This is a genomic window from Hyunsoonleella ulvae, from assembly GCF_016827605.1.
Lineage (GTDB): Bacteria > Bacteroidota > Bacteroidia > Flavobacteriales > Flavobacteriaceae > Jejuia > Jejuia ulvae.
On the sequence record NZ_JAEPJQ010000002.1, the window covers coordinates 374479 to 397560 of the forward strand.

14 protein-coding genes are annotated in these 23082 nt (G+C 32.8%); 4 read left to right on the forward strand and 10 right to left on the reverse strand.

Translation table 11 applies throughout. The annotated features are described in order from the left end of the window. Positions 1-5 precede the first annotated feature (5 nt). From JS605_RS07310 to JS605_RS07320, 3 genes are all read left to right on the forward strand, one after another. Positions 6-797 (forward strand): methyltransferase domain-containing protein, encoded by a 792-nt coding sequence (locus tag JS605_RS07310; protein WP_203257042.1) that lies wholly within the window; start codon positions 6-8, stop codon positions 795-797. Beyond that, entirely contained in the window at positions 794-2380 is a 1587-nt protein-coding gene (locus tag JS605_RS07315) for a thioesterase domain-containing protein (protein ID WP_203257043.1), read from the forward strand. The genes JS605_RS07310 and JS605_RS07315 overlap by 4 nt, the downstream gene beginning before the upstream one ends. Positions 2381-2441: 61 nt before the next feature. Next, complete coding sequence (locus JS605_RS07320; RefSeq protein ID WP_203257044.1) at positions 2442-3167, forward strand: 4'-phosphopantetheinyl transferase family protein; 726 nt, start codon at positions 2442-2444, stop codon at positions 3165-3167. Here the strand turns inward: JS605_RS07320 and JS605_RS07325 are convergent, their stop codons facing one another. The 8 genes from JS605_RS07325 to mnmE form a co-directional block, all read right to left on the reverse strand. Next, entirely contained in the window at positions 3168-4910 is a 1743-nt protein-coding gene (locus JS605_RS07325) for an alpha/beta hydrolase family protein (RefSeq protein WP_203257045.1), read from the reverse strand. It lies immediately after the preceding gene. Between the two features lie 757 nt (positions 4911-5667). After that, the gene (locus JS605_RS07330) at positions 5668-6102 is read right to left on the reverse strand and encodes a hypothetical protein (protein ID WP_203257046.1); all 435 of its coding nucleotides are present in this window, start codon (positions 6100-6102) and stop codon (positions 5668-5670) included. 3 nt (positions 6103-6105) lie between these two features. Continuing rightward, positions 6106-7026: a hypothetical protein gene (locus JS605_RS07335; RefSeq protein WP_203257047.1), complete on the reverse strand. Its 921-nt coding sequence runs from the start codon at positions 7024-7026 to the stop codon at positions 6106-6108. A gap of 5 nt (positions 7027-7031) precedes the next feature. Next, a complete protein-coding gene (locus tag JS605_RS07340; protein WP_203257048.1) occupies positions 7032-15605 on the reverse strand; it encodes a LamG-like jellyroll fold domain-containing protein in 8574 nt (2857 codons plus the stop codon). An 11-nt stretch (positions 15606-15616) separates the two neighbouring features. Next, positions 15617-16531, reverse strand: a complete 915-nt coding sequence (locus JS605_RS07345) for a tail fiber protein (RefSeq protein ID WP_203257049.1) — start codon at positions 16529-16531, stop codon at positions 15617-15619. A 143-nt stretch (positions 16532-16674) separates the two neighbouring features. Continuing rightward, on the reverse strand, positions 16675-17313 hold the full coding sequence (locus JS605_RS07350; RefSeq protein ID WP_203257050.1) for a response regulator: 639 nt from the start codon (positions 17311-17313) through the stop codon (positions 16675-16677). A gap of 2 nt (positions 17314-17315) precedes the next feature. Continuing rightward, positions 17316-19337, reverse strand: coding sequence for a sensor histidine kinase (locus JS605_RS07355; RefSeq protein ID WP_203257051.1), 2022 nt, complete (start codon positions 19335-19337; stop codon positions 17316-17318). A 198-nt stretch (positions 19338-19535) separates the two neighbouring features. Next, complete coding sequence (gene mnmE / locus JS605_RS07360; protein ID WP_203257052.1) at positions 19536-20924, reverse strand: tRNA uridine-5-carboxymethylaminomethyl(34) synthesis GTPase MnmE; 1389 nt, start codon at positions 20922-20924, stop codon at positions 19536-19538. Between the two features lie 378 nt (positions 20925-21302). Between mnmE and JS605_RS07365 the strand changes: the two genes are divergently transcribed. Continuing rightward, positions 21303-21731 carry a hypothetical protein gene (locus tag JS605_RS07365; RefSeq protein ID WP_203257053.1) on the forward strand — a complete coding sequence of 143 codons (429 nt, stop codon included), beginning with the start codon at positions 21303-21305 and terminating at the stop codon, positions 21729-21731. 21 nt (positions 21732-21752) lie between these two features. On the opposite strand, the gene JS605_RS07370 is transcribed toward JS605_RS07365, so the two are convergent. Beyond that, positions 21753-22586, reverse strand: coding sequence for a CvfB family protein (locus tag JS605_RS07370; RefSeq protein ID WP_203257054.1), 834 nt, complete (start codon positions 22584-22586; stop codon positions 21753-21755). A gap of 99 nt (positions 22587-22685) precedes the next feature. Continuing rightward, positions 22686-23024 (reverse strand): DUF2853 family protein, encoded by a 339-nt coding sequence (locus JS605_RS07375; RefSeq protein ID WP_203257055.1) that lies wholly within the window; start codon positions 23022-23024, stop codon positions 22686-22688. Between the last annotated feature and the right edge of the window lie 58 nt (positions 23025-23082).

Genomic DNA, 23082 nt, shown 5'->3' on the forward strand with positions numbered 1-23082 from the left:
TAGCTATGAAAAAAATAAAACGTTCACATGCTTTTGAAGTTATCTTAACAATAAACGACGATAATTTTATTTGCCCTCCAAAAGAAAGTCAGAGAAATGCAATAGTAAATAGAGCAATAAAAGAATTTGCAGGCGACTTAAACATTCTAAACGAACAAGCTAAAACGTTTGTTCCCGGGGCAACAATACATGGTTTTAAAGTTGATAGGGAACAGAAAATCATGGGAGATCAGGAAATAATGGAAGATTGGCAAATTCCTTTAATGAAAGAAATGGCTAAGGCAATAGCTGGAGATGGTGGCGATATTCTTGAAATTGGTTTTGGTCGGGGAATTTCTGCTGATATGATTATGCAACACCCCATTAATTCCTACACTGCTATTGAATGTAATGATGATGTTATAAACACCTATTTTACCAGTTTTAAAGAAAAATATAAAGACAAAGATATAAGTCTATACCATGGCCTTTGGCAGGATTACATACATAATGTTGGCATCTACGATGGCATTCTTTTTCATACATATCCACTTAATGATGATGAATACATGCAATACGTAAATGGTAGTATAACATTTGCCCAACACTTTTTTGAACATGCATCTGCGCATTTAAAACCAGGTGGCGCATTTACATATTTTTCTAATGAAATAGATTCGCTAAGTAGGGAACACCAACAATTACTTTTAAAATTTTTCTCATCATTTAGTATAAAAGTTATTCCTCTGGCAATGCCTGTAGATGTAATAGACACATGGTGGGCCGACTCAATAGTAGTAATAAAAGCAGTTAAATGATGAAACAAAGTACCATCAATAAAATACAACAGCTAACTCAAGAGGAAAAACAACTCCTAAAACTAAAAATAAAGGATTTGGTAAATAATGGGACACTTAAAACCAATAAAAATCATCCCAAAAAACTAGTTGCTTTTGTTAGGAAAAGTGAAGTTGAAAGTGTAGAAAATCTTAAAATTTTTCTTAAAAAAAGCTTACCTAATTATATGGTTCCCAATAAGATACATGCCATTAGTGAGTTTCCGTTTTTACCTAATGGAAAAGTTGATAGAAAAAAAGTTCTAGAATTAAAAACTACCCTAAATGGTACAGTACACTCACGAAACACGTCTGATAAAGATTTAAATGATACAGAACAGAAATTAATCGCAATTTGGGAGGATGTTTTAGGCTTTTCCCCTATTAAAGTTAACGATAATTTTTTTGAAATAGGGGGCGATTCCATTTTAAGTATTCAAATTGTATCTAAAGCTAAAAAGGAGGGCATTCAACTAAAAGCAAACCAACTATTTGAATATCAAACCATATCAGAATTAGTCTCTTACACAAAAGCACAGGAAACAGAAAACGCATTAGTTGACAACCCTAATGAACTTGAAAATAAATTAATTACTATATGGGAAGATGTTTTAGGCTTTTCTCCTATTCGCGTTGATGACAACTTCTTTGAAATTGGAGGCGATTCTATTTTAAGTATACAAATTGTCTCCAAAGCAAGAAAGGCAGGAATTCAACTAAATGCAAACCAATTGTTCCAAAGTCAAACAGTAAGGGAACTTGCAACTTTAATTTTTGAAAGGCAACACATTGCAAAAAAGTGGGATTTCGTAACTTCTATCAGAAAAGAAGGTTCTAAAAACCCTTTATTTTGTATACATTCTGGAGGTGGTCATGTTTTCTTTTATGGTCTTTTAAGAGATTATATAAAAGAGGACAGACCCATTTATGCCATAGAGCCTCTTGGCTTAAATGACGAAACAGAAATGCACAAAGACATAGAGTCGATGTCTAAAACTTATCTTGAAGCCATAAAAGACATACAGCCGCAAGGAACATTGAATATATTGGTTAACTGTTTTAGCACTGCTGTAGGTAATGAAATATGCATTTTAATGCAAAACAGCAAGGATAAAGTAAACCTCATTGTTGCAGATACAATGGCTTCTCCGTGGAATGCTATTGATAAAGAATCATTATCTGCCCGCAGAAAGTATTTTATTAAACGATTTTTGAGAAACCCCATAAAAGCTGTTGGAATGTTTATAAGCGACAGAAAATATTTAGTAGAACCATACATCGTAAAATATTTTGGTAAAGACTTTGAAAAAGACTTGGAACGTATAAAAGCTAACTTAAGAAAACTTAGTTTAGATTATATTTGGAAGGCGCACAATGGATATGTATCCCTTATTCTTACTGAAAAAATTGATGAACGATTTCAAAATCATGTTATTAAATCATGGGAAAAACTAGCTAAAGGTGGCGTAAAGACTTATTTTACAAAAGGACATCACAATACACTATTTACTGAGCCTGATATAGAATCACTTTCAAAACAAATAGATGCTATTATCCAGGATTAAAATAGGTTATATTATAAGATGATTCTCTTAACTTAGCTAGTAAACATTTATTTGATCTTGTATGTTTCGCTATAAACTAAAAAAGCATGATTTCCATTTGTGGCTGGTGGATGTTAATGATACTGAAGTTTTACTAGAGACATTATCTTCTTTTTTATCTAATGAAGAATTGCATAAAGCAGAAAAGTTTAAATTCGAAAAGGATCGAAAAGTTTCTATAATTTCACGTGGAGTTTTACGACTGCTTCTTTCCAAGTACCTTAATACCAACCCAAGTAATATTAAATTTATCTATGGGCAATATGGTAAACCCATTGTTACAAATAAAGAAAATATAACATTTAATGTATCTCACTCTAGTAATAAAATTATAATAGGTTTTACTAAAGGTTACGATATTGGGGTTGATGTAGAGCTTATCAAATATAATTTTGATTTAGTTAATATTGCTGAAAATTTTTTTTCGAAATCAGAAATAAACCTTCTTAGCAAGTTTCAACCAAAAGATTATCCTATAGGTTTTTATAGATGTTGGACAAGAAAAGAATCGTTTATAAAAGCCAAATCTAAAGGACTTTCTTTTCCATTGGATAGTTTTTCTGTTTCATTAGATTCAGATAGTAATGCAGAAATCACTGAAACCAAATGGAATAATAATGAAAGACACGAATGGTTTGTTCATTCCCTTAATTTAGGTAAGACTTATCAGGTAGCTGCTGCAATTAGAGGCAAAATAACAAATATAGAAACTATTGAATTTTCCAAATTCAACAAATATTTCCTTTGATCATAAAAAATTCAAGTCCTTAGCAAATCCTATATTATCTATTACAACTTTACCTTTAGATATTTTATCAAAAACAAAACATATACTTTTCAGATTCTGTAAATTAAAATTAGGGTTGGTCTTAATAAATTTTTTAATTGATAACCTGTAGGATTGAGATATCGATTTAGTTTCATATTTACTTAAAAAAGCATCCGTTTTAGTTAATGCTACTTTTAAGGGTGGATGCAAAAAAGAGATATCACTAAGTGAACATCTAACGGTTTCTCCATCATTATCCTTCAAAATAATAGTAAAATCAATAAAATATTTGGATAAGTCTTTTTCTTCAGAGATTTCGTTAATGATTTTATTATCTGTAAATGCACTATCAGTCAATGATCTCGTAGAAAAAACGAGAACAGAAGAAGAATCAATTATCTTAGGTTGACTTTCAAAATTTAAACTTAGATAAGGGTAGGTATTCATATTTGAATTATCCCAACTTAAAACTATTTCCTTATTACCATGTAAGCCTTTATTCTCTTTCCATTGTAACAAATAATCAGTTTTGATTGTAATATCCTCTCTTGATTTAGTTGGATGGCTAAAGTCTTTTTCTGGTGTAAAAATATACTCTGTAGTAGAATCTTCAAATTCATTTAATCTTATTGAGTTAGGAAGCCACTCCGTTTGGAAATTGGGATTCGAAAATAAATTGATGTACTTTTTTTTATTTTTAAGTGTTGCGTCTAAAAATCCCGATATAAATATCTTAGCTATTTGTTGTTGGTCTTTATCTGAGATTAAAGGTTTTAAATTCAATAATTTAGCGAATGGACTATATGAATCCTTATTTCCCCATGTAGTATTAAACTGCCCATGATTAGCTCCATGTATATAGAGCGAAGATTTAAAATGATATAAACTATCGGTAAACTTTAAACGGTTATATTGATTTAATCCCATAAAATTTTGAACCTCTCCATCGTAAGAACCATGTAATGTTAAATAATTAAGGTTACTCAGGGAAACTTTTTTTCCATAGGGTTTATATACACCATCAACTGGAGCTATGGCAACTATTGATTTAATATTAAAGCCATAATCGAATTTAATATTTAAATCATCAGGATAATTTGGTAATGTATTTAGTAGACCAGCAATAGCAACGGCTTCTCCTCCCCTAGAATGTCCTATTAATGCAATATTATTTAAATCAACCTTATTAAAAAATAGATTAGAATCTTCTAAATTCCATGATTCCCATAGTTTTAAATGTTCCAATAAAGTAATTGCTCTAGCATCATTTTCATCTTTAAGGTTCCCAAAATAATAGGACCATCCAATATTAAAAAAGTTTTGATCTATTGATGCAACAATATATCCACGAGAAGCCAATAGATTAGCAAGATAAGCATAACCTGTATCTGAAAAGTCTTGCATAGAATGGTCACCGTGTACTATTAAAACCAAAGGAAAACGTTCCTTCGATTCGGGAAACCAAACCCTGGCATTTAAAGGAATTTTACTAGCATTAAACCCCCAAAACTTACTACGCCACCAACCATTCTTACCATCCCACCCATCAATAAATTTTTCGCAATTTATCGTTGGGGTTATTATTTCTGCTCCTTCAGCATACTCAAAACGATGTTTATCCTTTCCACTTCCGTAAGCTATTGTATTAACTTTGTAATGTCCTTCTTTCTCAGGAGATTCTATATTTAAAGCTACATTTTCACTAAACTCTTTACTTTTCAACGCTGAGAAATTTAGAGATGTTTTTTTATCGAAACCTTCAATACTGATAAACCAAACACCACAAAAAAACAAAAAACTGCTGATGCCCATTATCAAAAAAAAGATACATCTTTTAATTGCAGAAAACTGCCAAAGTCTTTTCCTCTTCAATAAATAAACAGTCCCGCTGAGGAAAAAAATTAATATTAAATTATAGATAAGCAAAAAAATATCCCTTTCCATAATCATAAAAAGTACTGGAATACTTAGTATTATTGTAAATAGAAATATTTTTGATAAGCTTATTATTAATCGTATTAAAAATGTTATTGTAAGGGAAATTATAGCAAAAATAATCACCAGTAGACCAAAACGTGCATACATCCATAAAGCGTTGGTTTCAATAACCAAAGATGTGGTATAAACAATAAAAAGTAAAGAGGTATAACCCAAACATAACTTTGCTACAAAATCAAAAAAAGGATTAACCTCCCTCAAATACAAGGAAACTTTATTTTTTGATTTTTGAAATTTTTTGAGCATAACTTTTCAATTGGGTATTAATTTACTTCCCGATACATAAAGTAACTTTTAATTATTAATAAGCACTTAAGAGATTACGAGACAAAAATAATACAACTATTATATATCTAGATTAAAGTAAATCAAAATTATGATTTCACTGATAAATTATAATGGAATCATTATAAAAAAATCCCGAGACAAAACTGTTTGCGGGATTTTTTGTTTAAACCAAATTTAAGTTATTTCACTTTTTTTATTCCACCAATTGAAAATCATCCTGCTTTACAAACATAACCTCTATAGATTTTGCTGTTTTTACCAATTCGGCAATATTTCTACCATCTACAAACACAATAGGGTTTCTTTTAGTCCCAGCTGCCGAAAAAGACATGCTGTAAGAAGCACCATTAATAGTATATTCTATTTTAGATACATCTGTATTACCTTCAGAATTTTTCGAAGTTTCAATTTCAATAGCATAAGTCTTCTCAGGGTCAATACACTCACTAGCACCAATACTTGAACCATCTTCGTAAACAAACCTTATATCAATTGGATCGAAACTTTCAATTATTTCTGGTGTTACTGGTGCAGATGGACCTTGATCGACAGGTTCATCATCATTAGAACAACTTATGGATAAAAACATAAGTATTACACTCAACAAAAAATATTTATAATTCTTCATCTTCTATTCTTTTAAACTTATTTCTATTTCTTTCTCTAACCCATTAATTTTTAAAAGGTAGTTTCCAGCACTTAAATTAGAGAACAATGCTTCTCCATTGATTATTTGCTGTGTAGCAAACTCTGATTGATCTTTTAATACCACAACATTGCTTCCATTTTGAGATGAAACTACTTTTATTGCTCCACCATTGTAGCACACCGCGTCCTTTTTATAAAAGGCTAAATCGCCAATAGACGCATTATATTTAACTGTAATTTGCCAACGATTAGATGACGATTCATCTTCTGATACAACATCAAAAGCTTGTGTGTTAGTAAAATCTAAAACATCATTATCAGAAATGACAGGCATAGCATTTTGATATAGTTGTGCACCTGGGCTTAGCTGAAAAACTGGTGTTAATGCTGATATATCTATACTATTATCTACAAATAATGTGATGTCATTACCATTATTTATTCTATTATTAATGGTTACATCTTTAAAACCAAAGTTTAATAAATCGGCACCGTTGTTTAATTCAGGGCTAGCAAAGCTATAGGCTTGAGCTATATCCCCAAAAAGAGCATTTATTTGAAAATTTATCGTTTTACTAATATCTACAACTTTATCATTTGCTGAATCATATACTTTAAAGCTTATAGCCTCTCCATTTGTATTAGAAAACACATTGAAATACGCATAATAGCGGTCTTTACTAGCCACATAAATCAAATTAGCAACGCCTCTACATTCATCATTTACAAAGGCTCCTATCATATCATTTGTGCTTGAAAGTGTTACACCATCAATATTTAAAAAGGCTACAAATGACATGTTATATTCAAAATCATTTTCATTAACAGACCAAGTTGGTACTTGTGCAAAGGCATATATTCCCGTAAACAAGAATATAACTGCACTTAGTATTGTTTTTTTCATCTTGCTTAGTTTTTAATTACTTTATATGTTCTGTTTGTATTGTTCATGTTAATCTTTAAAAAGTAAACTCCAATACTCACACTCGGATTTATTTTAAGAGTATTAGCTCCTTCCCTAACCTCAAGGGTTTTTGCATAAACTGATTGGCCATAAACATTTATTAGTTGTATATCTATGTTATCTGAAGTATTAGAATTGAATTGTATTAACAACTCATCTTTAAACGGATTAGGGTACATTTTTAGTTGTTCTAAACCATTTGCTTCTAAAACAACTGGATTAGCTACTGTACCTAAAACATTATTCCCCTTAAACATAAAAGTCTTTTGAGTTGGCCTTTGAGAATTACCGTCTCCAATAAAGAAGGTTAACTCTCTTTCTGTTTCTCCATAAATAGTGATAAAACTTAACGCTTTATCTCCAACTAATTGATTTTCAGACATACCTTTTAGCGCTCCTTCATCATCATAAACATAGAGTTTACTATAACCTTCTGGTAAAAGCACTACTGCATTCATATTATCAGAATACTGAGCAAACTCCTCACTTATAGTATTTTGATTTTTGGATGCTATATCATCAGAAGTTGTTTTCTTAGTATTCCCCGATTTACCAAAAATATTAGGGTATTTAAAATTCTGAGCGCTAGAAGACTTAATCATATATCCTTTACCAACTTCTAAATAATTTAATGTTCCGCTCCATCCATTTAAAGGATCATAAATAGCAAAGAGATTTTGTGATTTTATAATATCACCATCAGACACATTAAACGTAGATAATGCTTCATTTACTGAGACATTCTTAGTTAATGGATATGGCAACCAATTCCAGTTTTCTTGGATATCAAAATTCCATGTATTTACATCAACAGTAGTACCTTGAATTTTTAATGTTTGCTGGTTGGCAAATTTCATTTTATACATAAAGTTTGAAGACAAACCAGAATTTGCACTAATAGTACCATTCCATGAACTATTTGCTGGCGATGCATCCTTAAAGTACGTCTCTAATTGTGTTGGAGAATGACTTAGAATACGATCTGATGTTTGTAAATTCATACCAGAAGTCAACGCATTCAAATCTGAAAAATTAGGATCATTTACATTGAACGACACCCATGTCCAACCTTCATTTAATGGTATATCCTGCTCAATAACATTAGTATTTTCAAATAATGACGGGTTCGTTAACGTTCCCATGACATTATTATCTGTAAAGGTTATTGAACTGTTCCCATCTATAGTAGCTCGTATGATTTGTCCAGTGCTAGCATCCCAGATATTGAAACTAATAGCATCACCAGAAACCGTATTACTGTATACTGTTAGGAATACGAAATATTCTTGATAAGCTTCATCATAAACTACATTGGCTATACCTCTGACTTCGCCATTAGAAAATGCTGCCACTTGGTCAAATAAATCATTTGAAAACACACTATCTATACTAATGCGCCCTATAATATTCATACTATAGTTAAAGTCGTTCGGGTTAACTTCCCATTCAGGATCTTCCGCAAGTACTCTTACTTCTAGTTGTAGTTTTTCATCTAGACCAAAATCAGTTTGTAGATAAAGATTTTCCAAATATTCTCCAGCTGATAAACCTTCATCAATATTAGCTGTGATTGTAATTTTACTGTCTGGTGCTAAACTTCCAGAAGTACTACTTAAAGACAACCAATTAGGCACTCCTGCAATATTATAGGGTTGTACTAAACCACCTTTATTGATTATTGTAATATCGAATGTAGGTGACTCATTACCCTCTTTGATAATATTAACTACCTCATCAAAGCCATCAACAAACCAGCTCATTTCATTTTTCTGAACAAAAGCGGTCCAAGTGATTGGGGATTGCTGCATATTATTTGAAGCATCAAACATACGATGTACTGTAATATCAAGTATTTGGCCTTCAATTGCTGCCCAGTCTGATATCACTGGTTCCAATATCATATCATCTTCATTAATAACATGATTCACTTGGAATTTGATCAATTTTCGTTCTGGTTTAATAGCAGGCACATCATTTGAATAATTCACAGCTCCTGAGCTTAATACTGCATTTGACGGTATCACACTTTGGTTACTAAAGGCATGATAATATCGTGGCCCGTTTGCTGTTACTGGGTCAGGTGCATTCATACGTGCATATAGTAATAAACCAATACTCTCAACATCCATTTCGTTAAAACGATCTCTGGATATTTGGTCTATATTTCGTAATGTATTCCATAGTCTAAACTCATCAATTTTCCCTGTAAATGGTCTATCTACGGTTTCTACACCTGCTTGATCTTTAAAGCCTCGTGCACCTAACCAGGCCTGATTTCCTGAGAAACCACCAATATCTGCAATAGGATTAGAAGAGACTTGTTGTGCATCTACATAAGTTCTTAAAGAGCCATTTCTGTTAAACAACAAAGCGATATGATGCCAATTATTATCAGCTACACTTGCAGCGGTTAACACATAGTTGTTACCTTCACTTTCAAAATATAAGGCTCCAGAACTATTCATATTAATAGCCCATTTATTTGATAAACCAACAGATTGTATAGGGTCTTCACCATTACCACGACCATTAGAGAATATGGTGGCTTCTTGTGGGGTATCGGTTTTTATCCAGAACGAAATAGTGGCATTCATTTCATTTGTTAGCTGTACAAAACCTACATTATCCAACTCTAAATACTGGTCATTAGCAAACTCATATGATGTGCCTTTGGGTTTGATATCCCAATCGGCGGTTACAGCGGCATGTTTAAATCGTGCTAAATCGTAGGCAATAGTACCGCGTCCTTCATTCATTGGCCAATAACCAACCAAATTAGCTTCGTTTCCAAGTAATTTGGTATAGATATTTGCATAAGCTTCACTTAAACTTAATGATTTTGTCCATAATCTTAAATCATGAATATTGCCTATAAACGTATTCCCACCAATCACTAAAGGATTATTATTTGTGAATTGTGTGTTAGCACTTCCTGTACTCCCGCCAATGTCTCGATCATCTTCATAAATACTGAGGCTTCCCGATGCATTATCGTGCGTAATCGTATAATGGTGAAACAAGCCATCTGTGGCTATAGTTCCATTGGCTGTAATATCTCCAAGAGCAGCAAAAACATCTCCATTTTCTAAACGAATGTTTAATCCATTTTGCTGGTTAATGATGGTAGCTGATGATGCCGTAGTAGCATTATTCATCCAGAATTCTACCGATAAATCTCCAGATACCAACCTTGGGCTTTCTATAGTTGCTGTATTATTAGCGCCTTCAAAACGCAAAGAGACACTATTATCTATTGGTAACTGATTGGTTTCTCCTTTTATTTCAATGGTACTTACTGCACTATTATAAAAGATATTTTCGCTAAAACTAACACGTAAATCTTCTCCAGCTCCTAAAATACCATCGGTTGGTAATGGTGTACCGAACTGCTGTGGTGATTTTAAATCTACACTACCTGAAACAACCTCTGAAATATATTCGGTGCCATTGGTGCAGGTACTTCGTGCTCTTATTTCGTAATTCCCGTCTTGCAGTTGTAAATCTGCAATATTAAAAGCAAATATAACTTCGGCATTTGTTATTAAGGAAATCTCAGACTCATTATTAATTACAGCTTCATCATAAAAGGCTTGGGTGTTATAATACGTATGCAAGCGTGTCCAATTTGGAGATGTTGCTAAACGATATTCTAAATCGATTTTTTGAAAATTATCAAAGGCTTGATTGTATTCTGATAAATTAATAGATAATGGATTTGTTGAGCCATCATTATTATAAGCCCCATCTACATTATATACCCAATTATCTAATGGCGCTTTAACAGCTACCTGAGAACAAGACGGTACAAAATGAGCCGATATTTCCACAGTATCGAAAACATTAACAGGATCACAACGCGATTGTAATATGATTTTTATATTCTCGTAATCGTAAACATCCGATACCGATTTTCCTAAGGTCAAAGAATAAGGTACTTTTTGACCATAAGGCACAAATACAACGGTACCGTTTTGAGATATGTTAATATTGGCATTATTGGGGTTTGTAGTATTATCTACAATAAGTTCAAAATAGGCATCAGATTGTGTGACACTATTATTCTCCAAAATCAATTCAAATTCTGCATTATTATTTTCGGGAATATTGCTAATATCTGCAACCTCTACGCTAATTAAAGGCACTTCTATACTCTGGGTTGCAAAACTTAAATCGACTTTTTCGTCATCTGGCAATGGCAATACTGTATAATCTGGTATACCTAATAGCCCCGCTGCATCGCGTGCCAGAATAAAGGCTGCATAAACAGCATCATTATAAAAATTGGATTGTTCTACACCCTCATACGGACATGATGTACTACCTCCTACCGTTGAAAAAATAGGGCCATTACCGTCAAATACATTAACCACATCTACACTTAAAACATTGTTTAAATCATTGTCTTTTAAAGTATAGCTTACATTTAGCGTAGATGTTTGGCTTTCACTTAAATCAGTATCAAAAGATTGACTGGCGAAGCCTGATGTTTTTGAGGTGACACCAACATCAAGAATTTCTGCGCCAACTTCAACCGCAAAGGACTCATCTAGTGTTAAATTAAAATCGAAGGTGTTAGACTGTACAATGGCAGTTTCTACGCTTCTAGTAATTTCGCCAACACCCGAATCAAACGAAATATTATCGTCAAATTTTTCATTGATTAGTACCAACAAATTGTTTGCTGCCGAAAAATTGGTTTCTAATTTTTCCAGTTCTTCATCATCAGGTTGAGCATCTATCGCTTCTTCTACTTCTGAAGAAAAATCGCTAACCAAAACAAGTGCATCTTGTTTTAAACCATCACGGTCTTTAATTGCTCTATATTTGCTTCGTTCATTCTGAAGAATGACTTTTCTCCATAAATTTATTTGTTGTTCGTAAAAGTCCACACTTACACCCTTTTCAGGGTCTGGGGTTATATTTCCGTTTTGTATTTCAGTAATTAGTGTTTGTAATTCTGGAATTAAGGTTTCTAATATGAACTTTTGAGAATACACAAAAAAGGTATCTGAAGGGTCTTCGGTAAAGGTTGTTTTTCGTTGTTTACTTATAAATACCGAGTTTGTACCGTTGCTTAATTCTAAATAATCACCAGTTCCTATAGGTGCTTCAGATGCTCTTACATCTGCATTAACACCGTAGAAAAAGTTTTTAGACTGACCAATATATAAATCGCCATCAGCACCTACAAATCTTGGATCTGAACTAGTTGAAATGGTTTGCGAAAAATTATAGGTTTTGGTAATTCCTTGACTCACGGATGCTGATGTAGATACGCCAATACCTGCATTGACATCAAAGATAATCTCGGTAACAACATAAGGCCCTACAAGACCGCCACCAGTGGCAAACGATGGTCCTGCATCAATGGTAAGTTCTTGGGTTAATCCAACTCCAGCAGATAAACTCTGACTGTTGGTAAAGGTTATACTTTCTCCTGCTGTAATAGATGCCGAACTATTAGATCCTGGCGGGTCTCTTAAAATGATATCTGGAATATCTGGTCCTGCGGTAGTGAATGTTTGGCTACCATCTGAAATGATACCTAGAATAATACCCTCGGGGTTATAATCTTCTGCTGGATTATCCTGCCCGTTAATTCTATATTTTATATCAATAGTTTTTGTAAACGGTGAGGAAATAGATGGTAACCCAGCTTTAAAGGTGTAAATGATTCTACTATCGTCATTAGGGTCTGTAACGACCTCCTCTGTTCCAGAGAATGCCAAATTATTGGTCACCTTTAATTCACCATCAACAATAGGCACAATGTCTTCTAACACATTGGCTCCGTCAAAGTTTTCATAACGTTCAAAGGTGTTTAAAACAATTTTATAATCTTCAAATTGGGTATAGACAGGATATTTCACATTTGCATTTGAAGCTAATGATAATCCTCCAGAAATATCAATATCATCTGATGGATCCAATGGTGTTGCGTTAACATCGATGGTATCATCAGATGTTTGTTCAACTACTTTTAATACTGGTGTAGATCTGTAAACAAAACTCTTTTCATGTTGATACGCATTTCCATAGATAATTTCGTCATCTGATAATGTGAATTCTGGAATTATTTCCGATGGTATTGTTGAAAAGTTAACCGCTTCTTTGTTTCCAGAAGCAATAATACTGGAATTGATACTTGGGTTGCTAGTAATCTGCAAACCTGTATCTCCAACAATTTCGTAATTTAAAGGCAATACTTCTATACGATACTCTCCTGATTGTTCGTTAGTTTGAAAATTGAACTGTGTATAAGGTGTAACATTTGCACCAACAGGAGCATAATCTAGAGTGATATTGGCTATTCCAATATTGTTTTTAGAACTTACTTGTAACGTTGTATTTCCATTTGGAGACGAGTAAGGCACTTCAAATAATCCGTTTTCACCAAAACCAATAGGTTTTTGGGCTTCTACCGAGCCTCCCACAACACGACCAACAGCAGTAACACGGGTTTCATCTATAAATACTACTTGCTCTTGAGCATCCTCAAAAAACTCTTTAAAGGTACCAGTTTCTGCAGGAAATCTACCTTCATAAGTAAAGTCATGTCCAGCTTTTGCAACACGTATAAAGTGATTACCAATAGGCACACTAATATCGAAATTACCTTCATCATCTGATTCCACAGGCACGTTATTTTCATCTAAAACAATGTTACCATCTATATAAATATTGGCGCCTGCTACTGGAATACGTGCGTAACGTTCTAAACGGTCTTCGGATTGATTATACCAATATTCACCTTTATTATAAAAGTTGCCATTTCTTTCATATTGGTTATAGTTCTCATCAATAATACCAGGACCACTAATCATAGTATCATCTTCAATACCGTTACCATCTACTTCAACAAAGGAAGGGAATACATCTCTGGTATCATATAATATTTTGCCTTTAAAACTAAAGGATGATGTGTCGATAAAATCTATTTTGTTAACCACTTCAGACCCTTCTCCTAAAAACACCAATTGCTGATTGGGCTCAAATTTATGCTGTCCGAAGACAGGCGTTATTTTAAAAGATTCGCCTGTTCCTGTATAAGGAATCGCATTGATTTCATAATTACCGTTAACATCGGTAACTCCCAAAATGCCTAATTGGTTGGACGATGGAATATTTCCTGCACCAGACACAAAAGAGATATCGTTACTTATACCCTGGATGTTTAAACTACCGTGATTTTTGTTATAATTGAATCCATTTCTTGAGGCATCATAAGCATAGCCTCCTGTATTTTCGTTAGCACTTAAATACACGACCAAATCTGGGTCGTTTCCGCTTATGTATCGCTTATAATCAGTACGAATATCTGAAGCGTCTTCTATACTTTTCCAAACACGTATTTCGTCAATTAATGCGGTTTTACCACCTCCCACAAGTACATTGTTCCAATAGGCACTTCCTACATTAAACCTTGTTGTTACTGTTAGAACCGTTATTTCTAAATATGGTGAGGTATCTTCATCATCTACTTCAGCTCTGGCAGCATGTGCTGCATCCCTATAAGCCGCAGTCATAGGACGCCCATTTATAAACAATAAAGGCTCTTTATTATCTTCTAACTGGGCAGTAATATGTACAAAATTGCTGTTAAAATCTGATACCGGTATCATGATATCATTCCCTCGAGCATCTATATCTCCAGATGGGTAAACGTTTTGAATAATATGAAGGTTTCCTCCAATACTAACTTCTAAAGTTTTAGAGGTTTCTTTTAAATTAACGGTAATATCAATATTATTTCCGTTTGACTCATTAAGCCTAAATAGTCTAATGGCATCACCACTATCGTTTGTATAAGGCTCATCTGGACGTACCCACGCTTGCAACGTAGTTTGTGTTGCTATAGGTTTGTTCAGATTTAATATTTCTAACTGATTAGACCCCAGAATAATTAAACCACTGCCGTAACTTACAACGCTGCCATCAGACTCTGCTGTAACGGTTACATTTTGCACTGGGTTGCCCCCTTTATAACTTACGTTACCTGTTACTATGGCTGTTGGGTTTCTAAACCCTATACCTGTAATAAAATTGGTATATAATTCTTCTGTTTGGCTTACACCTTTTGCTAATACTTTATATTCATACAGTACGCCACCATCTACATATTTATCTTCGTATTGTGTATCATTGGGAGACACACTTCCTATAAATTGAAATGGCGTTACACTTCCTAGTTCTCTACGTGATATTTCTATGGTTGTAATTAAATTGAAGTTATTCCTTAGCTCCCATTGCAGCAGTACTTTATCGCCGAAATAGCCTTTAGACACATCAAAAGATTCCTCTGCAAATGTTCCAAAAATGTATAATATGTCCCATGGAAAACGGGCATCTGTATTGTTGGCAACATTACTGGTTCCCAAATAAGGTACACCAACTTGAATGGTATAACCATTGTTTTGTACGGCCTGCGATGTGGTAACCATTTTGGCACCATCATCTTGTTGTGCCCAGAGCCCTGAGACCAGGAACCCTAAACACAGGGTTAGTATTTTTTTTCTCATCGTCCTATAGTTTATAGTTTAATGATGTAGTTAACACCGTAACTTACAGGACGTGTTTCACCTAGTGTACCTGTAGCCCCGGTTAGTCCTGTGATTTGATGAGAATGAATGCCAGCTGCTAGGGCACCATCATTAACTGTTCCTGTTCCAGCAGCAGATTGGTTTTGAAAAGCATTTGTGGCTCCAGAACTACCCCCATTTCTAGGTTCAAAGAAACGAAAAGGTTGTCTTAAATCATGTGTATGCTGCCCCGCATTGGCCGCTTCTAAGCTTCCCGCTGTATGATTATGAGATTGAAAGCCATCCTTTTGTTTAACTCCTAAAGCGATGCCAGCATAATTGGTACCTCCATAAGCTTGAGAACCGGCACCTCGCAAATACATGGCCTGTAAATTTGGGGCATTGTTACTGCCCAACAAGTCAATAAGTTTTTGTGAGCCATTGATTCCTACTAAAGACCTCCCATCGCATAACACCCAGCCTGTTGGAGCTGTTGTTCCTACAAAAGGCATAATAGCCCCAGTTGGCACCCCGTTATTGGCGGCTATAGCATAAGGCACGTGTTTTAACTTTTCTTCTGAAATGACCTGTTGCCCTTCACTTATTTTTAAATACACCTGTTGGTTTGCAAATATGGGATTATTAGTTGCCGCTGGACTTATAATATGTGAAAACACGCCAAAGGCATCTGTCGTCAAATTAACAGTTTCTGGATTACCAATAACTACTTTAGTATTACCGTTATTGGCATCTAAATAATACAACTCAAACGTTAAAGAAATAGTAGCATTTGTTTTAGCTGTATTATTGCCATCTCTTGCTATACCTTGTACAGCTATATCTGCTATTTCTGCAGAGGTTTGTGCATAGTTAAACGTTGCTGTAAAAAGTAGTAATAGGGTTAGAAGTGTAAGTTTTGTTTTCATGGTTACGTTATTTATATCATTAAAATCTTTATAATTTGCAATTACGAGTGCAAGTTACTTTGAGACCGTTGTGATAACAATACGTACCAAGTGCAAATACTACGTAGGGCTACGTAATATTTACACATAAAACAAATTAGTGTTTATATAGAAAGTATGAGCTCTTTATGCTCTTGAGCCCAAGAATGTAAAGCATCCATTCCATTAGAAAGATTAAGCTTTTTGATAATATTAGAGCGATGCTTTTCTACTGTTCTACTAGATATACTTAACAGTTCACCTATTTCTTTAGAAGATTTATTCTGTGCCACTAAACGCACTATAGTACGCTCTGAAGGGCTTAAAAATTTAATTTTTTCAATTTCAGGAGAGACTTGATGCTCCAATATTTTATTAAATTCTGAACTAAAATAAGTACCGCCTTTATAAACTTCTTGAATACATTTATGGAGTTCTACTGCTGGTTCATCCTTTAAAATATACCCTTGTATATTAAGCTTTTGCGCTTTAGATATAAACCCTTTTTCTTTATGTGATGTTAATATGATAAATTTAGTTGGTTGCTGTTGCGCTATACATTTTTGGATGACTTCGAAACCAGTTAACAAAGGCATTTCTATATCTAACACAGCAATATCTGGTTGTAAAGACATAATATCATCTAACGCTTTTGCGCCATTATCTACAGCTGATACTACCTTATAATTAAATGACTTTAATTCATCCACCAGACCTTTAAGTAACATCGGGTGGTCATCAGCAACTAAAACAGATATTTCCATAATTATATAATTGGTATTTGAGAAATTATTTGGGTGCCTTGTCCTTTTTTACTTTTTATTGATAATACACCATTAAGCATACGTATACGTTCTGCTATAGTTTTTAAACCTAAACTATGTTGTTTTAAAGATGTAACATTGTCAAATCCAATACCATTATCCTTTATTAAAACTTCAACTGTATTATCTTCCTTTACAATATTAACTGTAAGTGTTTTGGCTTTAGAATGTTTTAAAGCATTAGTTACAGACTCTTGAATAAATCTATAAAAATTAAGTGTAGCAGCTTCGTTAAATTGATGATCAATATCATCTATTTCAACAGAAAAAAACATGTCAGATTCGCTATCTAAATCATTTAATAATTGCTGGATACTTTCAGTCAAGCCTAATTGTTTTAGAGTAGCTGGGAATAACCCTCTTGAAATACTCCTCACTTCTTCAAGAGCAGAATTTGTGAGTGTTGCAAGTTCTTTCTGTTCTAAGTTTTGTGCTTTTCTTTTTATTAAAGTTAGCTGTTGCCCTACACTATCGTGCAAGTCCTTAGAAACTCTAGTTCGTTCTTCTTCTTGCGCACTTAAAAGATCTTGCGAAAATTGTTCTTGCAGTAGTTCTCTGTTTCTGGCAGCGTTTCTAGAGCGCCATAATAAAACAATTCCAAACACTGCTAAAAGACCTAAACCCCCAAATAACATCCACTGGTTTTTTACTTTATTTTTTTCATCCAACAAGGCTATATCACTTTCTTGAGCTTTTATTTTTAAATCGCGTTTTTCGGTTTCATAAAGGGTTTGATAATATGTTAATGAATTTACATTTTGAACTTTAGATATCGAATCTTTTATTTTGTAATAATTAATAAGATGCTTTTCGGAGTTTCTAGAATCGTTAGTATTTTTGAAAACATCAGATAAAAACTTTTCAGCATTCATTATTTCTACATATCCCTTGTGCTCCTTTTTTAATGACAAATGCTGCTTCCCATAATTAAGCGCTTGTTTATATTGTTTTTTTGCTAAAGCCATTTGCTTAAGCACTTCAATATACATCTCTTTTTGAATCCCTTCTGAGTATGTATGTGGATCATTCGTAATTTTATCAAAATATTGTTCTGCTTTTTCTAAACTGTCATTTTCTGCAAGTGCTATGGTTAAATCACACAAAAAGAAGGGTTCATAAAAACGTTTAAATTCGGAGTTATTGTGTTTGAGAGCTAATCTCAAATTTAAAATTCGTTTTTCTTGATCATCTATTAATCTATAATCAGCCGCCGCGTTGTAATACAGTAATGATACTGCGGTCTCTTCTTTAAATTTATTTGATAAAGCTATAGCTTCGTTGCGCTCTTTTTCTGCCTCTTTGTAAAAAGCATTTTGACTGTAAAGAATTGAAATATCATTTTTAGCATTTATTAAGTTTAAGGTATCCTTTTCAATAGCAAAAATTCTAATAGCATCCTGTATATGTTTTGAGGCATCAACAGCTTTTCCTGTTTCCATCAATACACCTCCTTTTTTTAAGGCTATGGTTCCTAACAAAGATTGTTTATTGGCTTTGGCAGCCCACTCTTTAGCCAAATTGTAATATTTAAAAGCAGTATCAAAATCAACTAAACTTGCATAACAATCTGCACCATAAAGATAATATCTTGATTTGATAGCATTAGAATTTACATCTTTTATGTAATTCTTAAACCCCTTAAACATTTGTAATCCAGCTTCCGAATCTCCCAATATATTATTGTAATAATGAATAAGCTTGTTTGTGTGTGTAGCTGCTATGTTAAGAGAATCTAATTCGAGTGCATATTTGATGGTTTGCTTTGCAATAGAATCATATCCATAAGCATCATCAAATTCTATTAAAGAAGACAAACTATCAGACCATTTTAAACGCTCTGTATTTTCTGTTTGCTCAATTTTTGATTTTAATGCTTCTAACTTATCTTCAAAACTATTTTTTTGAGCATTTACACTTAATACGAAAAAAAGAGTAATTAGAAAAAAAGATGGCTTTGTAAACATATATAGGTTTTTCGATTTTAAATTTCAGGAGTAAAAGATACAAAAGTAGCAGAAACTAAATCGGAAGCAATTTACATCGATTAAAGGTTTAAAATCTTCTTTAATTGATGGAAGGATAACTCCCATAATATTGGTTAATATATAGAAACGCCCAACTAGAATTAATTGTGTAGGGTGATGTAAAATAGCTTTTTACACCTATTTCCCGATACAAAAATTAGCAAATATATTCCCCAATAAATCATCGTTAGTAATTTCCCCTGTTATTTCTCCAAAATGATACAATGCCTGACGAATATCTATAGCCAATAAGTCTCCTGATAATCCTGTTTCCAAACCTTCTTTTACTTTTTGAATTTCCTCAAAGGCTTTTAAAAGTGCATCGTAATGACGGGAATTTGTAACTATAGTCTCGTTATTTCTTAGCGCTCCTGTATTGATAAGGTTTAAAAGAGCATCTGTTAATTGATCTACACCTAAACCAGTTTTAGCTGATAATAGAAGTACATCAGTAATATATTTTTTAATACTTGCTATATGCTCATCGTTTAACTGATCAATTTTATTAGCAATTACCAACAGGGGTTTTTGAGGGTATTTATTTTTTATTTTTTCTATTTCTACAGAAACAGTTTTAAGGTTATCTATGTTTTTCTTCGCATCAAATAAATAAATAGTAACTTGAGATTGCTCTATTTTTTCAAAGGTTTTTTTAATCCCTATACTTTCAACAATATCTTTAGTTTCTCTAATACCTGCCGTATCAATGAACCGAAAACCAATGCCCCCAATAGAAATTTCATCTTCAATCGTATCTCTGGTTGTTCCTGCTATTTCTGAGACAATCGCACGATCTTCATTAAGTAAGGCATTTAAGAGTGTAGACTTACCTACATTGGGTTCGCCAACTATAGCAACTGGAATACCATTTTTTATAACATTACCTACTGCAAACGAATCTATAAGACGTTTTAGTACAAAAGTGATTCTAACAATTAAATCTTTAAATTGTGTTCTATCGGCAAACTCCACATCTTCTTCTGCAAAATCCAGCTCCAATTCTATTAAAGAAGCAAAATTTAAAAGTTCTTCTCTTAATTTTGCAATTTCAGAAGAAAAACCTCCACGCATTTGCTGCATCGCTATTTGATGAGAAGCTGCATTATCGCTAGCTATTAAATCCGCAACTGCTTCTGCCTGACTTAAATCTAGCTTTCCATTTAAAAATGCTCTCAATGTAAATTCTCCAGCATTAGCCATTCTACACCCTTTTCTTAAGAACAACTGTATGATTTCTTGTTGAATATAATTAGAGCCATGGCATGAAATTTCTACAACATCCTCCCCTGTGTAAGAATTAGGATTCTTAAAAATAGATACTAAAACCTCATCTAAAACAATATGGTTATCTGTAATATGTCCTAAATGAATAGTGTGCGTTTTCTGCTTAGTCAAAAGTTTTCCTGAAACAGATTTAAATTGATTATCTGCTATGGTTATGGCATCTTTTCCAGATAAACGAATCACGGCAATAGCACCAGCTCCTGAGGGTGTTGCTAATGCTACAATGGTATCTTTTAATATCATGGGGTAAAAATAACTAATTTAAAATGTATTTATCAGTCGTAACTTTAGTCTATTTTATTATGATAGAATTTTCTCCAATCTTTTAGCATTCACAAATAGATATCTAAATGGTGTTTTTTTATAGCATATATCTATATATGTTACTGTAAAATGATAATTCTGTAGATTTTTTTTAAATAATTTTACTATTTCACAAAACTTTGATTTTTAGATATTTAACTTTTATTTATTATGCACACATAGTATATTTGCAGGAATTTTTTTCAGTATAAAATGTGACTCTTACAAGTATACATGTGTCTTACTGACAAATAGATAAAAATCTAAAAAACAATTTTAACCCATCTAGTGCTTCTAGAATAAAAAAAGCCTTTAATAATGAAAATAATTGAATCTGATTTTTCAAATCAAATTGTAAAGTTTGTTCAAAACAAGTTAGGGAACATCTTTTTCTTTAACCATATTGCCGTAGTAGAATTAAATGAAGGTATACATTTCAATATAAATAATGCACCTCTAATTTTAGAGGAGCTAAAATCGTACTTTGGAGATACAAAACCTTTTGGGGTTATTGCTAACAGAGTGAACTCTTACTCAGTAGATTTATTAGATACTCCTAAGTATAGAAATGAAATTAAAAACTTAAAGTCTTATGGTGTTGTAGGTCATGATGCAGCTTCGAAGATGAATGCTACTATAGAAAACGATTTTTGTATGTCTGAAAAAGTAGATTACGATACTATTTATGATGCCATTAATCATGTATACAATAAGGTAAAAAACAGTAAGTTATTCTCGTTGAACTAGAAAATGTTATTCTGAGTGGTTTTACGTTGTAATTAAATAAATACCATCCGGTTTTATTTCAATTTGCCTTTGTCTGTATAGATTTCCAATTGCTTTTTTAAAACTTTTTTTACTCATTTGAAGTTGCGATTTTATGTCTTCTGGATCAGACTTATCTGTAAGGTCTAAAAAACCGCTATTGTCTTCTAATTCTTGTAGAATACGTTTAGCATTAGGTTCTATATTTCTGTATCCAATCTTTTCTAATGATATATCAAGCTTATTTCCTGGTCTAATTTTTTTTACTACACCTTTAAAAGTATCTCCAACACTTATATCCTTATAAATATTATCCTTGTAAATTAGCCCAGAGTGTATTTTATTAACAATTACATTCCAACCAATATCCGATGGATGGGAGGCTATTAAATCTACTTCATCAAACTGATTAACTGTTAATTCTTTATTATCTAAAAAACGGTTGGTTTTGCTTGAAGCTACTAAACGCTCTGTTTTTTCATCTAAATAGCAGTGCACTAAATACCAGCCACCAGGTTTCATTTTAAAGGCTTGCTCTTTAAAAGGGCAAAACAACTCTTTTACCAATCCCCAATCTAAAAAAGCACCAAAATCTGTGACTTGATTGCATCTTAAAAGTGCAAATTCATTACGTTTAATATAAGGAACATCTGTAGTGGCTACAGGACGTTCTTCATTATCTAAGTAAATAAAAACATCAATTTTATCCCAAATTTTAAACTCAGCTGGTACATATCTATTGGGTAATAGTACTTCATCATCGTTTGCATCAATTAAATAAATGCCATGATCTGTTTCACGAAGTATCTCTAAAGTATTTATTTCTCCTAATTTCATAAGCTGCAAAGTTATAACAATAGGTAAATACAATTACATTAAACTTCATAAAAAAAGCGTTACCAATTGTAACGCTTTAAAATTTATATGGGCTTTCTTCTAATAAACTGACTCTTTACCAAAATGCTTAGTTAATAAATAGTAAACTACAGCTCTATATTTATTTCTGTTAGATTTACCATAAGTTTCCATAACAGATGCTATTGCACCATCTAAATCATCACTAGCACTTAATCCTAATTTTTTAATTAAAAAATTATTTTTTACTGTTTCTAATTCAGATTCATCAGAACCTGATACTGTTGACGCATCTGCATTATATATAGATGGTCCGCAACCTATAGTTACTTTTGTTAATAAATCCATATCAGCATTAACACCACATTTTTCTTTTAGGTCTGCAGCATATTTTGCAATAAGCTCGTCACGTTTACTCATGATAATAATTTTTTTAGATTAATAATTTATTTTTTAAATATAGTCAATTTTTAGACAC